At 62.7% G+C, this 14,568-nt stretch carries 12 protein-coding genes and 1 tRNA gene; 9 read left to right on the top strand and 4 right to left on the bottom strand.

Annotation, left to right across the window (positions count from 1 at the left end; genetic code table 11):
• Window positions 1-70 precede the first annotated feature (70 nt).
• Complete coding sequence (locus AC58NV_RS12815) at window positions 71-835, bottom strand: hypothetical protein (protein ID WP_497227478.1); 765 nt, start codon at window positions 833-835, stop codon at window positions 71-73.
• Window positions 836-1,546, bottom strand: coding sequence for a lysophospholipid acyltransferase family protein (locus AC58NV_RS12810; protein ID WP_497227477.1), 711 nt, complete (start codon window positions 1,544-1,546; stop codon window positions 836-838). It abuts the gene before it with no gap.
• A 178-nt stretch (window positions 1,547-1,724) separates the two neighbouring features.
• Here AC58NV_RS12810 and AC58NV_RS12805 point away from each other — a divergent pair.
• Window positions 1,725-1,800, top strand: a tRNA-Trp gene (locus AC58NV_RS12805).
• 60 nt (window positions 1,801-1,860) lie between these two features.
• Here the strand turns inward: AC58NV_RS12805 and AC58NV_RS12800 are convergent.
• Window positions 1,861-3,990, bottom strand: a complete 2,130-nt coding sequence (locus AC58NV_RS12800; RefSeq protein WP_497227476.1) for an O-linked N-acetylglucosamine transferase, SPINDLY family protein — start codon at window positions 3,988-3,990, stop codon at window positions 1,861-1,863.
• Window positions 3,991-4,238: 248 nt separating this feature from the next.
• Here AC58NV_RS12800 and secE point away from each other — a divergent pair, with 248 nt between their 5' ends.
• A complete protein-coding gene (secE, locus tag AC58NV_RS12795; RefSeq protein WP_019298606.1) occupies window positions 4,239-4,436 on the top strand; it encodes a preprotein translocase subunit SecE in 198 nt (65 codons plus the stop codon).
• Window positions 4,437-4,660: 224 nt separating this feature from the next.
• The gene (gene nusG / locus AC58NV_RS12790) at window positions 4,661-5,194 is read left to right on the top strand and encodes a transcription termination/antitermination protein NusG (RefSeq protein WP_039150217.1); all 534 of its coding nucleotides are present in this window, start codon (window positions 4,661-4,663) and stop codon (window positions 5,192-5,194) included.
• 144 nt (window positions 5,195-5,338) lie between these two features.
• On the opposite strand, the gene AC58NV_RS12785 is transcribed toward nusG, so the two are convergent.
• The gene (locus tag AC58NV_RS12785) at window positions 5,339-6,223 is read right to left on the bottom strand and encodes an ankyrin repeat domain-containing protein (protein ID WP_497227475.1); all 885 of its coding nucleotides are present in this window, start codon (window positions 6,221-6,223) and stop codon (window positions 5,339-5,341) included.
• A 277-nt stretch (window positions 6,224-6,500) separates the two neighbouring features.
• On the opposite strand from AC58NV_RS12785, the gene rplK reads away from it, so the two are divergent.
• The 6 genes from rplK (at window position 6,501) to rpoB (ending at window position 14,564) form a co-directional block, all read left to right on the top strand.
• Window positions 6,501-6,926, top strand: coding sequence for a 50S ribosomal protein L11 (gene rplK / locus AC58NV_RS12780; RefSeq protein WP_019298608.1), 426 nt, complete (start codon window positions 6,501-6,503; stop codon window positions 6,924-6,926).
• 1 nt (window position 6,927) lies between these two features.
• The gene (gene rplA / locus AC58NV_RS12775) at window positions 6,928-7,626 is read left to right on the top strand and encodes a 50S ribosomal protein L1 (RefSeq protein WP_497227474.1); all 699 of its coding nucleotides are present in this window, start codon (window positions 6,928-6,930) and stop codon (window positions 7,624-7,626) included.
• Window positions 7,627-7,847: 221 nt separating this feature from the next.
• Entirely contained in the window at window positions 7,848-8,900 is a 1,053-nt protein-coding gene (locus AC58NV_RS12770) for a Hint domain-containing protein (protein WP_497227473.1), read from the top strand.
• Window positions 8,901-9,204: 304 nt separating this feature from the next.
• A complete protein-coding gene (rplJ, locus tag AC58NV_RS12765) occupies window positions 9,205-9,723 on the top strand; it encodes a 50S ribosomal protein L10 (RefSeq protein ID WP_174149354.1) in 519 nt (172 codons plus the stop codon).
• Between the two features lie 81 nt (window positions 9,724-9,804).
• On the top strand, window positions 9,805-10,179 hold the full coding sequence (gene rplL / locus AC58NV_RS12760) for a 50S ribosomal protein L7/L12 (RefSeq protein WP_027236232.1): 375 nt from the start codon (window positions 9,805-9,807) through the stop codon (window positions 10,177-10,179).
• A gap of 248 nt (window positions 10,180-10,427) precedes the next feature.
• Window positions 10,428-14,564 carry a DNA-directed RNA polymerase subunit beta gene (rpoB, locus tag AC58NV_RS12755; protein WP_497227472.1) on the top strand — a complete coding sequence of 1,379 codons (4,137 nt, stop codon included), beginning with the start codon at window positions 10,428-10,430 and terminating at the stop codon, window positions 14,562-14,564.
• Window positions 14,565-14,568 lie beyond the last annotated feature (4 nt).

Here is a 14,568-nt window from a genome sequence, read left to right as displayed (position 1 = left end):
CCGCAGGGAGCGTCAGCTCCGGCTGCGATGCAATCGCGCCCACCCGTTTTGCCAAAGGCAAACCTCCGGTTCAGCGCAGGCCGGGCGCGGCCAGAACGCGGGGCGTCCGGAGGGGAATGGAATGCGGCCTATTTTCCCTCAGTGCTTTGATAAACATCAGCCTTGCGGGGATGTCCGCCAGGGCGTGGTTCGTATTCTCCGGGGTGGCCTCTATCCGGTATCTGCCGGTGGACAGCTGAGCTAAGGCAACTTCCAGGCCGAATTCTTCGTTACGGCTCATAATCAAATTTGGTAGCAAATTCGATTGCTCGAAGACCAACTCATCGCTGCGATCTCCCCGTTTGTAGATTTTCACGTTAAAGGTCAAAAGACCGGGGTCTTCTGATGAGTTGTTAAGTAACGAGACGTCATACCCGCTCTTTCTCAGTTCGCTGGCAAGCCCCGCGTGCTTCTGCAGCATCAGATACAAACCGTACTCTTTGGGCCAGAGCACTTTTGTTTCCAAGGAAACCGTGTTGCGGGACCCAAGATCAATTTCCGCCTCTGCCCGGGCCTCGCCGGAAATCAGAAAAGCGGCAGAAACGGCAAAGAACGCTGTGGTGCGCAGAAAGCGCAGGGTGATGGACTGCATTTTGACCTGTGGAAATTCAAATTGAAGAAAGGAAAGCTGGTTCCAGCCACCCTTCCGCATCTTGCGGTTGACTGCAATCTGGTGTGGTCTTTTCCAGATCAAAAACCAACGAACTTCTGGCAGACAATCTGCCTGCCCAAGAATTGCCAAGAATTGTATTGTGTTCGTAGGGTGGGCACTCAGCCCGCCGCCGCAAATATCCACTCAGCCCGCCTGCGTCTTTGGGTCCTCACTGCCGCGCCCCGCTGCCGCATCCGCGGCATCTGTTATGGCATCCAGCGATGCCTCCAGGCTTTGCCGCAACCCTTCCACCTGCTCGTCGCTGGGCTTCTTCGGCACCTCATCCGTCCACTCCCGGCACATCAGCACGCCGCGCGAAAACGGCAGCGGCAGCATCTGCTGGTCCCAGGTCGGCAGCTTCATCACCTTCTTCTCGGCAAAGGCCACGGTGAACACCCGGCAGCCGGTCATCCGGGCCCAGACCACCGGCACGGTGGAGGACACCCGCGCAGGCCCGCGGGGGCCGTCGGCGGCGATGCCGATGGAGCAGCCCTCGCGGGTGCGGCGCAGCACCTCGCGCGACAGGGCGACGTGGCGCTTGTGGCTCGACATCGGGATGGTCTCGAACCCCAGGCGCACCAGGATCTGCCCCGCCAGCCGTCCGGCGCGGGCGGCGGAAGTCAGCGCGCAAATGCGGCCCAGCGAGGTGTCGAACAGATAGGGCGCCATGATCAGCCGCTGGTGCCAGAGCACGAAAATCACCGGCTCGCCGCGGCGCACGCAGGCGTCCATCTCCTCAAACCCCGTGCGGGTCCAGCGGGAGGTGCGGAAGGCGAATCGCACATAGGCGGCAAACAGCCCCTCCACGGCGCGGTTGACCCTTGGGCTGTCGGCGATTTTCTTTCTCAGGCTCACGGGGCTACGGCTCATTCCTGCAAGGGGCACAGGGCCTTGGCCCCGGTATTTTCCCCGTCATACTGCATGGCTGCGCCGGGGCAAAGCCCGCGGCCTGCAATCCGCGCGGGCGGCGCAAGAAAATCCGCTTTTCCCTCTTGCCTCTGCGGCGCGGCTGCCGTAGGACATGCCGCACCACAGGGGTATAGCTCAGTTGGTAGAGCGACGGTCTCCAAAACCGTAGGTCGCGGGTTCGAACCCTGCTGCCCCTGCCATTTTCCCGCACATCGCCGGTCCAGAGCTGCCCTTTCGGGCAGGCCGTTTGTTTTGGCCGGTCACTCCAGGTCGATGTGGCCCGGCGCCTGCCCCTGCAGCTGCCGCTCGCAGGCGGCGTCAAAGGCGTGCTCCACTTGCCGGGCCAGCCGCTCGGGGCTGAACAGCGCGGCGGTCTGCTGCTGTGCGCGGAGCCGACCGCGCAGACCGGCTGCGGCCTTGTCGTCCGCAGCCAGTTCCGCGGCTTTGGCCTCGTACTCCTCCGCGGTGGCGGCGATCATGTCCGGCAGGCCGGCGGCTTGCAGCAGGCTGGCCGAGGTGCGGGCGGCGAATTGCTGGCCGGGCAGGGTGAGAACCGGCAGGCCGGCGGACAGGGCGTCGCGGGCGGCGGCGGTGGCGTTGACGGTGAAGCTGTCCAGGAACAGATCCGCCAGCGGCAGGCGGGCCAGGTGATCCGCGCGGCCGGCCGCCGACGCAAAGACCAGCCGGTCCGGGTCAACTCCGCGGGCAGCGGCAGCGCGGCGCAGGTTGGATACGGCATGTTCGCCGTTGTCAGCCAGCCACAACGCGCTGTCCGGAGCGCCTTGCAGCAGCCGCATCCAGATATCGAATTCCAGCGGTGTGATTCGGCTGCCGCCGGCAAAGCTGCAGAACACGAACCCCTCCGCGGGCAGGCCGCAGGCGGCGCGGTCCGGGGCGGCGGAGGAAACCGCCGGGGCCACGGCCTGATGGCCGCCGGCGAGGCGCAGCAGGTGTTCGTTGTGGTAGCGCTCGCTGCCGGGCGGGCAGGCGGCCGCATCGCTGATCAGGTATTCATAGGCGGCAGAGCCCATGGTGCCGGGGTAGCCGGGGAAGGCGATGTGCAGCGGCGCCAGCCGGGCGGCGAACAGCTGCAGTGCGCCGCCGCCGGAATAGCCAGAGAGATCCACCGCGGCATCAAGCCGGTCTGCCTTCACGGCTTCGGCCATCCGGCCGGCGGCGCCGCTGTCCAGAACCGTGATCCCGCAGGCCATCCCGGCAAGCGCCTGCGCGTCGCTGTCAGTAAGGCCTGGACCGATGGCATAGATGCGGATCTCGAACCGGCACCGGTCATGGGCGGCGAGCATGGCGCCGTGCTGGTCCAGCACCGCCGCGGCGTCGCGGGCGGCGAAGAAATAGCCGATCCGCAGCCGTTCGGGGCGCTGGCCGGACGGCGGGGTGCTGTTCAGTTCAGCTGCGCCGAACAGATCGCTGGCGTAGGACTGGGCGCGGGCGCGCAGGAGGTCTGGATTGTCCTCCATCAGCATCAGGGCGCTGGGATCGCAGCCCGGGCCGCGCAGGCCCAGCTGGCGGCGGTAGCCGCTGTATTCCGGCAGCCATTTCCAGTCGCAGAGCTCTGCCAGCACATGCAGCCGCTGGGTGCGGGCGCGGTCGTCCGAGGGATCAGCCTCCAGCACCTTGTCGAAACACGGCAGCGCATCGGCAAAGGCGCCCTCAGCCTTCAGCAGCAGGCCCAGCTGGTACTGCGCTTCTGTCAGGGCGGGGTTCAGCTTGACCGCTTGGGTGTAATGCGCCTTGGCCTCTGCCGGGGTGCCGAGCTGGTTCAGCAGGCCCGCCAGCGTGAGGTGCGGCGCGGCGTCATCCGGCGCCTGGGCCACCGCCTTGCGCAGCATGATGGCTGCCTTCTGGTGGAGGCCCTGCCGGATCAGCACCTCTGCCTTGCCGTGCAGCGCCTGCAGGCAGCCGGCGTTGAGGGTCAGGGACTTCTCAAACAGCGCCAGGGCGTTGTCCAGCTCGCCGCGGGCGGTTTTCACGCGGCCCATGGCGGCATAGGCCGACGGGGCGCGGGGGTTGAGGCCGATCGCCTTGTTCAGGCAGGTGGCGGCATTGTCCAGATGGCCGGCGGCCAGGTGGCAGCGGCCCAGGAAATCCCACAGGAAATGCGATTCGCGGAAAGTCTTGAGCAGCGCGCCGCAGCTTTCCGCGGCCTCGAAATGGCGGCCCTCCGCCAGCGCGGCCTCCAGCCCGGCCTGATGCACCGGTGACGGGTCGGTCTGCGAGTCCAGCCGTTTGCGCAAACCCTCCAGCGCGGATTGGGCGCGCCTGTTCCTCGGATTGCGGGACAGGATGCCGGCATAGGCCATGGCGGCATCCTCCAGCTGGGCATCGCGTTCGAACTGTTCGGCCTGGGACAAGGAATATGCGGGCGTCATGGCATCCTATCTCGATATTTCACACAGTCCGGCCCCCGGACGGCGCACTCGGCCGCAGGGAACCGCTGGAGTCAATTTTGCCAGTAGTGGATTAAAATTGGATTGACCGGGCGTGCGCTGCCCGCGCAACGGCGCGCAACGGGCCGGATGGAGGCCGGGTGCAGGCCTGTCAGGGGCGGGGCAGGGCTTGAATTCGGGCCCGCCACCGGTTACATCGCCCTGACTGCTAGCAGAGAGACACCCCCAGTATGGCGACTATCAACCCCGTTCAGTTCATCCAGCAGGTTCGCGCCGAAGTATCCAAGGTCGTCTGGCCGACCCGCCGCGAAGTGCTGCTGACCACGGTCATGGTGTTCATCATGGCAGCGCTGACGGCGCTGTTCTTTGCGCTGGTCGACCTGCTGATCCGCTTTGGCCTGCAAGGGCTTCTGGGGATGTTCGGGTAAGCCCGCAGCGGTTTTCAGGCGTCCCCTGCCGCGCAGGCCATTATCTTGGCGGCCCTTGATCTTGGCAGCAATGGGCGGTAGGTAATCCGGAACTATTGAGGCGGGCGTGCAGCGATTCGGTTTGCACGCCGCTTTTTGTTGGAGAGCGCAGCGTTAGGGCTGCAGCGGGATGAACAGGCAGCGGCGCGGCACAGGCCCGCCCGGCAGAACAAGGACAACGGTTCATGGCGAAACGGTGGTATTCGGTCAGCGTTCTTTCGAACTTCGAAAAGAAAATCGCAGAGCAGATCCGCACCTCGGTCGCAGAACAGGGCCTTGAGGACGAGATCGACGAGGTTCTGGTCCCCACCGAAGAGGTGATCGAGATCCGCCGCGGCAAGAAGGTCTCGACCGAGCGCCGCTTCATGCCCGGCTACGTGTTGGTGCATATGGAAATGTCCGACCGCGGCTATCACCTGATTTCCTCGATCAACCGCGTCACCGGTTTCCTGGGCCCGCAGGGCCGCCCGATGCCGATGCGCGACGCAGAGGTGCAGGGCATCCTGGGCCGCGTCGAGGAAGGCGTCGAGGCGCCGCGCACCCTGATCCACTACGAGGTGGGCGAGAAGGTGAAGGTGAACGACGGCCCGTTCGAGGATTTCGACGGCATGGTCGAAGAGGTCGACGAGGACAACCAGAAGCTCAAGGTCACCGTGTCGATCTTCGGCCGCGAGACCCCGGTGGAGCTGGACTTTACCCAGGTGACCAAGCAGGGGTGATTGGCAGCGGGCAAGGTGCCCGCGCTACGGGATTTGAGGCGCCGCGTTGGGTTCAACGCGGCGTTTTTTTGTTTGGGGGCGAGCTTGGGGTGTAATTGCTCTTTAGTGACACACCGCAATCCATGAAGCCGCGGTGGAAAGGTTTCATTTTAGAGTGATAAGATAGGCAATCAGCGACCAGCGGGTTTCCTGGTCCGCAATTTCGACGCGATCATTGCTGGCAGCCATCATGTTGCCTGGCAAGGCCATTTTGGGATCTGCAAGGAATGCATCAAGCTTTGCGATATCCCAGACCCCGCCATCCTGGCGTAGAGCTATGGAATACCGGTAGGTCTCAATGCCGGCAACGGGCCTGCCGACAATGTCCCACAAAGTCGGCCCCTTGGACACTTCGCCTGCGTTTAGCGGATGGCATATCTGGCACAGCTCAGCGGCAAGGCGGCCCTTTTCCTCGTCTGCCTCTGCGAGGTCGGCTTCGGTTGGCGGTTCGGGTGGCTCCCAAATTGTTACTTCGCGCAGAATATCAACAACCGCTGTTCGGTTTTTCTGAACGGCTAAATGCAGCGGCGGATCGCCAAATTTTGCGCGCGCCAGCGGGTCGGCTCCGGACTCAAGCAACATCCGTACTGCGTTCACGGCTCCTGAGGCGGCAGCCGTATGAAGCGGCGTCTGTTTTTCGCGCCCTCCTCTCGCTTCGAGGTCGGCGCCGTGGTCAAGCAAAAGCTTAATAAGCTCCGTACGGTCCCGGCCCGCTGCCACCATCAGCGGGGTGCCAAGCGCGGAATTCGCGTCGGGATCGGCGCCGTGTTCCAGCAGAATGCGTGCCGCGTCCTCGTGGCCTGACATGAGCGCGAAGTGAAGCGGGTTGGCGACTCCCGGCTCGTCCGCTGGCGCCCCGCTTTCAAGAAGTCCGGTCAGGGCGGCGACATCGCCTTTTCGTGCTGCATCCGCCAGTTCGCCGGCATTCGATCCGATGGCAGACAGAACGCAAAGTGCCGTCGCAGAAAGGCTTGCGATAAGAGGTTTCATCGAACACACTCCTTCCTTGGCCGTAACATGACCGAAACAATAGCACGTTTCAGGTGTCAAATCTTTGGGCGGTAACGTCTTGTTGCGGAGCTACAGATGCCGTTTGAAACTATAGGGTGCGCCCACTTGCCAACCCCCGCGTTCCCCTGTAAATGCCGCCTCTATCGTCTTCGGGCGAGATTCTCTCGTGGGAGATGGACGGATCGCGATCCTGAAATCCGACCACGCAACACTCTCCGGGCGGAACGCGTTCCGTCCCCGTTGAAAGGAAAACCAAATGGCTAAGAAGCTTGTTGGTTCGATGAAGCTGCAGGTTCCTGCAGGTCAGGCAAACCCCTCTCCGCCCGTCGGCCCGGCCCTGGGTCAGCGCGGCATCAACATCATGGAATTCTGCAAGGCGTTCAACGCCAAGACCGCAGACATGGAGCCCGGCGCGCCGTGCCCGACCGTGATCACCTACTATCAGGACAAGTCCTTCACCATGGACATCAAGACGCCGCCCGCGTCTTACTACCTGAAGAAGGCGGCCAAGGTGAAATCCGGCGCCAACAACCCGAGCCGGGAAACCGTCGGCACCGTGACCGTGGCCCAGGTGAAAGAAATCGCCGAAGCCAAGATGAAAGATCTGAACGCCAACGACATCGACGCGGCAATGCAGATCATCCTGGGCTCCGCCCGCTCCATGGGCATCGAGGTGAAGTAAGATGGCAAAGCTCGGTAAACGCACCCGCGCCGCGCGCGAAGCTTTCGCAGGCAAAGAAAACCTGTCCGTGGAAGAAGCAGTTGCCCTGGTGAAAGCCAACGCAACCTCGAAATTCGACGAGACCGTCGAGATCTCCCTGAACCTGGGCGTTGACACCCGCCACGCAGACCAGATGGTCCGCGGCGTGGTCGGCCTGCCGAACGGCACCGGCAAAGCCATGCGCGTTGCTGTGTTCGCCCGCGGCCCCAAAGCGGACGAAGCGACCGCAGCCGGTGCAGACATCGTCGGCGCCGAAGACCTGATGGAAGCGATCCAGGGCGGCAAGATCGATTTTGACCGCTGCATCGCCACCCCGGACATGATGCCCGTCGTCGGTCGTCTGGGCAAAATCCTGGGCCCGCGCAACCTGATGCCGAACCCGAAAGTCGGCACCGTGACCATGGACGTGAAAACGGCCGTGGAAGCAGCCAAGGGCGGCGAAGTCCAGTTCAAGGCGGAAAAAGGCGGCGTTGTGCACGCCGGCGTCGGCAAAGCGTCCTTCGACGAAGCCAAGCTGGTCGAGAACGTCCGTGCCTTCGTGTCGGCCGTGGCCAAAGCCAAGCCGTCGGGCGCAAAAGGCGCCTACATGAAAAAGATCAACCTGTCCTCGACCATGGGTCCGGGCATCACGGTTGACGTGGACAACGCTGTCACCGAGTAATCGGGCGGCATTGCCGGACTAGAAAGCTCCGGGTGCGCAAGCGCCCGGGGCTTTTTCTATGGATGCGCGCTCTGCACCGGATGACGATTGAGGTTTTGTGTCCTTACGCACCTCGGGGCGAATTCCCGCTGCTTGCTGGCGCGGGACTTCTCACGGAAACATTATACGGATAACCTGAGGTTAGACACTGTTCACGCCTCACCGGGGATAATCTGCGGCCTATGGCACTTCGAAGCTTCTTTGCACAGGACAGTTCGAGTCTGGTTGTTGCGTCGAGTTCCAACGGCGCGATCGTTGGCAACCCGGTTATCAACAATTCGGACACGCCGGACGGCACCGTCTTCACCTATTCCGGCGGCACCGGAACCACGGTGACACTGGATGATACGGGCGGCGGACGGAAACGGTTCAATGACGACCGGGAGGACGACCACGTCATCACGGACGGCGGCGGCATTGTTGCCGATGGCACGGAGGTCGAGGCTGAGTCGCATATTCTGGTGCGGCAGCTGGACGAGAGCGGCAATCCCACCGGCCCGGAAATCACCGTTTTTGTCTTTTCCCAGAACGGGCAGACCTCCAATGTATGGGGCTATGCCACCAGTGCCCGGCTGGAAGGCGGCAAATCCTACGTGAAAACCGGCGGCGCCAACGATGGCACTGCCCGCTACAATGATTTCATTACCTGCTTTGGCGATGGAACCCTGATCGAAACCGCCGGCGGCCCGGTTCCGGTCGAAGAACTGACGAAGGGGCAGCTGGTCTGGACAAGGGATGGGGGCTTTCAGCGCATCCTCTGGCTGTCATCTGCCGAGGTCAGCGGCGAGGGCGCCTTTGCCCCGGTGGTGTTTGAGCCGGGGGCCATCGGCAATACCAGAGAGCTGGTGCTGTCGCAGCAGCACAGGGTGCATATCGCGCTGCCGGAGGCCGAAATGCTGTTCGGACAGGCCGAGGTTCTGGTGGCGGCCAAGCACCTGTGCGGGCTGCCGGGGGTTGCCATCCGCGAGCAGGAGACGGTCCGCTATCATCACTTCATGTTTGACCGTCATCATATCGTGAAATCAAACGGCATTCTGACCGAGAGTTTCTTTTTTTCGGCGGACTCTGTTGCGGCGCTGGAAAGCGGTCAGCGCCGGGAACTGGCGGCGATTTTCCCGGACCTGGCGCGCGGGGCTGCGGGGTTTGGCGGGACGGCTGCCATGACCCTGACCGGCAGGGAGGCGCGGGTGATTCGCAGCTGCCTGCAAGCGCAAGAGCCGGCGGCCGCGGCCTGAGCCTGCGGGAAATCGCCGGAAGGGGCGGATTGCCCCTTGGAAATCCCCTCAAATGCGACTAACTACGGCCTTGAGGTAAAGCGTGCGATTCGTCGTGCGCTTTATTTCATTTCGTCCAAGATGGTGGGTGGCCTTTCGATCGGGCCTTAATTTCCCTCCTGAGACGGGTAAGACCAGGAAGATCGAGGGTTTTCATTCCCTCGGGCGACTTTGGCTCATCCCGTAAAACGGACCTGAACGCCGGGCCATCTGGTTCGGCAAATATGAGCCGGGATGCGCAAGCATCCCTAACTTGGAGAGAACTGTGGATAGAGCCCAGAAAGAGAAAGTGGTCGAGGAACTCGGCCAGATCTTCGAAAGCTCTGGCGTCGTGGTGGTAGCTCACTACGCCGGTCTGACAGTTGCCGAGATGCAGGATCTGCGCGCGCGTGCAAGCGACGCGAACAGCTCCGTGCGTGTTGCCAAGAACAGGCTCGCCAAAATCGCCCTCGAGGGTAAGCCGTGTGCAAGCATGGCCGGCCTGCTGACAGGGATGACCGTTCTGACCTACTCCGAAGATCCCGTGTCCGCTGCCAAAGTGGCCGAGGATTTCGCCAAGGATAACAAAAAGTTTGAGATCCTCGGCGGCGCAATGGGTGAGAACGCTCTGGACCGTGCCGGTGTCGAAGCCGTGTCGAAAATGCCGTCCCGCGACGAGCTTATTGCTCAGATCGCAAGCTGCATTGGCGCACCCGCTTCCAACATCGCCGGCGCGATTGGCGCACCTGCAAGCAACATCGCAAGCATCCTTTCGACCATCGAAGAGAAGGCGGAAGCTGCGTAAGCGGTTGGCACTGAATGGCTGGCGTGGGGCACAAGCCCGCACGTTGGAACACACATACTGTAAACGGAAAGAGCTGATACAATGGCTGATCTGAAAGCACTCGCAGAAAGCATCGTGGGTCTGACCCTGCTGGAAGCACAAGAACTGAAAACCATCCTGAAAGACGAATACGGCATCGAGCCCGCAGCTGGCGGCGCAGTTGTCATGGCAGCTGGCGGCGACGCCGGCGGTGCAGCTGAAGAAGAAAAGACCGAATTCGACGTCGTTCTGAAGAACGCCGGCGCTTCCAAGATCAACGTGATCAAAGAAGTCCGCGGCATCACCGGCCTGGGCCTGAAAGAAGCCAAAGAGCTGGTCGAAGCTGGCGGCAAAATCAAAGAAGGCATCGACAAAGCCGAAGCAGAAGACATCAAAGCCAAGCTGGAAGCAGCTGGCGCCGAAGTCGAGCTGGCCTAAGTCCTGCCTCTGGTGCATCTCCGGTGCATCGGAAATTTGGCTGGGTCCGGAATTTTCCGGGCCCAGCCGAACCTGTCTTAAAAAGGGCCTCATCCGAGGGGCGCTTTTTCAGGCGAGGTTCAAGGGATCGGGAGGCTGCCTTCGGGACGGTGGCCATGAATTGATCCGAACACGCTGTCTCGTATGGGCAAGGAGCCGGGGCCCGGCGGCATCCTTGACCGGTGAGAACTCGAAAGGTGACATCTGACATGGCTCAATCGTTCCTTGGCCAGAAACGTCTACGCAAATATTACGGCAAAATCCGCGAAGTGCTGGAGATGCCGAACCTCATCGAGGTGCAGAAATCTTCTTATGACCTTTTCCTGCGCTCCGGCGATGCAGCAGAGCCGCTGGACGGCGAAGGCATCAAAGGTGTGTTCCAGTCGGTATTCCCGATCAAGGATTTCAACGAAACCTCCGTTCTGGAGTTCGTGAAATACTCGTTTGAAAAGCCGAAGTACGACGTCGAAGAGTGCATGCAGCGCGACATGACCTATTCGGCGCCGCTGAAGGTTACCCTGCGCCTGATCGTGTTCGATGTCGATGAGGACACCGGCGCCAAGTCGGTGAAGGACATCAAGGAACAGGACGTCTTCATGGGCGACATGCCCCTGATGACCCCGAACGGCACCTTCATCGTGAACGGCACCGAGCGTGTGATCGTGTCCCAGATGCACCGTTCGCCGGGCGTGTTCTTCGACCACGACAAGGGCAAGACCCACTCCTCGGGCAAGCTGCTGTTTGCCTGCCGCATCATCCCGTACCGCGGGTCCTGGCTGGACTTCGAGTTCGACGCCAAGGACATCGTCTTTGCCCGTATCGACCGCCGCCGCAAGCTGCCGGTGACCACCCTGCTGTACGCCCTGGGCCTGGACCAGGAAGGCATCATGGATGCCTATTACAACACCGTGCAGTTCAAGCTGGAAAAATCCCGCGGCTGGGTCACCCCGTTCTTCCCGGAACGCGTGCGCGGCACCCGCCCGACCTATGACCTGGTGGACGCTGCCACCGGCGAGATCATCTGCGAAGCCGGCAAGAAGGTCACTCCGCGCGCCGTCAAGAAGATGATCGAGGAAGGCACCATCACCGAGCTGCTGGTTCCCTTCGAGCACATCGTCGGCAAGTTCGTCTCCAAGGACATCATCAACGAAGATAACGGCGCGATCTATGTCGAGGCCGGTGATGAGCTGACCCTGGAATACGACAAGGACGGCGAGCTGATCGGCGGTTCCCTGAAGGAACTGCTGGATGCGGGCATCACCGACATTCCGGTGCTGGACATCGACAACGTCAACGTCGGCCCGTACATGCGCAACACTATGGCGCAAGACAAGAACATGGACCGCAACAGCGCGCTGATGGACATCTACCGCGTGATGCGTCCGGGCGAGCCGCCCACCGTCGAAGCCGCCTCCGCGCTGTTCGACACCCTGTTCTTCGACTCTGAGCGTTACGATCTCAGCGCCGTTGGCCGCGTGAAGATGAACATGCGCCTGGCGCTGGACGCCGAAGACACCCAGCGCACCCTGCGCAAGGAAGACATCGTTGCCTGCATCAAGGCGCTGGTCGACCTGCGTGACGGCCGCGGCGATGTCGACGACATCGACCACCTGGGCAACCGCCGCGTGCGGTCCGTCGGCGAGCTGATGGAAAACCAGTACCGCGTCGGCCTGCTGCGCATGGAGCGTGCGATCAAGGAACGGATGTCCTCCGTCGAGATCGACACCGTGATGCCGCAGGATCTGATCAACGCGAAACCGGCTGCGGCTGCGGTGCGTGAATTCTTCGGCTCCTCGCAGCTGTCGCAGTTCATGGACCAGACCAACCCGCTGTCGGAAGTCACCCACAAACGCCGCCTGTCGGCGCTTGGCCCGGGCGGCCTGACCCGCGAGCGCGCCGGCTTTGAGGTCCGCGACGTGCACCCGACCCACTATGGCCGGATGTGCCCGATTGAGACCCCGGAAGGCCCGAACATCGGTCTGATCAACTCGCTGGCGACCTTCGCGCGCGTCAACAAATACGGCTTCATCGAAACCCCCTACCGGGTGGTGAACGAAGGCCAGGTGACCGACGAAGTGCACTACATGTCGGCGACCGAGGAAATGCGCCACACCGTGGCGCAGGCGAACGCGACCCTGGACGAGAGCGGCAAGTTCATCAACGACCTGGTGTCGACCCGCCAGTCCGGCGACTACACCCTGGCGCCGCGCGAAAGCGTGGACCTGATCGACGTGTCGCCGAAGCAGCTGGTCTCTGTCGCTGCCTCGCTGATCCCGTTCCTGGAAAACGACGACGCCAACCGCGCTCTGATGGGCTCGAACATGCAGCGTCAGGCGGTTCCGCTGCTGCGTGCAGAGGCGCCGCTGGTCGGCACCGGCATCGAGGAAAAGGTTGCGATCGACTCCGGCGCGGCGATCCAGGCCAAGCGGGCTGGCATCATCGACCAGGTGGACGCGCAGCGTATCGTGATCCGGGCCACCGAGGACCTGGAACTGGGCGATGCGGGCGTTGACATCTACCGTCTGCGCAAGTTCCAGCGTTCCAACCAGAACACCACCATCAACCAGAAGCCTCTGGTCAAGGTGGGCGACACCGTGTCCAAGGGCGAGGTTATCGCCGATGGCCCGTCGACCGATATGGGCGAACTGGCACTGGGCAAAAACGTGGTCGTCGCGTTCATGCCGTGGAACGGCTACAACTACGAAGACTCGATCCTGATCTCCGAGCGCATCGCGCGTGACGACGTCTTCACCTCGGTTCACATCGAGGAATTCGAAGTCGCCGCCCGTGACACCAAGCTCGGGCCGGAAGAAATCACCCGCGACATCCCGAACGTCGGCGAGGAAGCCCTGCGCAACCTCGACGAGGCGGGGATCGTCTACATCGGTGCCGATGTGGAGCCGGGCGACATTCTGGTCGGCAAGATCACTCCGAAGGGCGAAAGCCCGATGACCCCGGAGGAGAAGCTGCTGCGCGCCATCTTCGGTGAGAAGGCTTCCGACGTGCGCGACACCTCGCTGCGCGTGAAGCCGGGCGACTACGGTACTGTGGTCGAGGTGCGCGTCTTCAACCGCCACGGCGTGGAGAAAGACGAGCGTGCTCTGCAGATCGAGCGTGAGGAAGTCGAGCGTCTGGCCCGTGACCGGGACGACGAGCTGGCGATCCTGGACCGCAACATCTATGCCCGCCTGCGCGGCATGCTGCTGGGCAAAGTGGCCGTCAAAGGCCCGAAAGGCGTGCGTGCCGGTTCCCCGATCGACGAGGAGCTGCTGGACTCGCTGTCCCGCGGCCAGTGGTGGATGCTTGCCCTTGAGGATGAGCAGGACGCCCAGGTCGTCGAGGCCCTGAACGAGCAGTACGAGGCGCAGAAGCGTGCCCTGGACGCCCGTTTCGAGGACAAGGTCGAGAAGGTCCGCCGCGGCGACGACCTGCCGCCGGGCGTGATGAAGATGGTCAAGGTCTTCATCGCGGTGAAGCGCAAGCTGCAGCCGGGCGACAAGATGGCCGGCCGTCACGGCAACAAAGGTGTGATCTCGAAAGTGGTGCCGATGGAGGACATGCCGTTCCTCGCCGACGGCACCCCGGTCGACTTCTGCCTCAATCCGCTGGGCGTGCCGTCGCGTATGAACGTCGGTCAGATCCTGGAGACCCACATGGGCTGGGCCGCGCGCGGCCTCGGCATCAAGGTGGACGAAGCGCTGCAGGAATACCGCCGCTCGGGCGACCTGACCCCGGTCCGTGAAGCGATGCACCACGCCTATGGCGACGATGTCTATGACGAAGGCATCGCCAGTATGGACGAGGACACGCTGATCGAAGCCGCAGGCAACGTGACCCGCGGTGTGCCGATTGCAACCCCGGTCTTCGACGGCGCCAAGGAAGACGATGTGAACAACGCCCTGGTGCGTGCGGGCTTTGACCAGTCCGGCCAGTCGATCCTGTTCGACGGCCGCACCGGCGAGCAGTTCGCGCGTCCGGTCACCGTTGGCATCAAATACCTGCTGAAGCTGCACCACCTGGTGGACGACAAGATCCACGCGCGTTCCACCGGCCCGTACTCGCTGGTTACCCAGCAGCCGCTGGGCGGTAAGGCGCAGTTCGGCGGTCAGCGCTTCGGTGAGATGGAAGTCTGGGCTCTGGAAGCTTATGGCGCCGCCTACACCCTGCAGGAGATGCTCACCGTCAAATCGGATGACGTCGCCGGCCGGACCAAGGTCTATGAGTCGATCGTCAAGGGCGAGGATAACTTCGAGGCGGGCGTGCCGGAATCGTTCAACGTTCTGGTTAAAGAAGTCCGCGGCCTCGGCCTGAACATGGAACTCCTGGATGCGGAGGTTGAGGAGTAAGGGC

This window comes from Leisingera sp. ANG49 (assembly GCF_059694505.1).
Note: the sequence above shows the minus strand (reverse complement) of the source record. Positions and strands in the feature narration are given on the sequence as shown.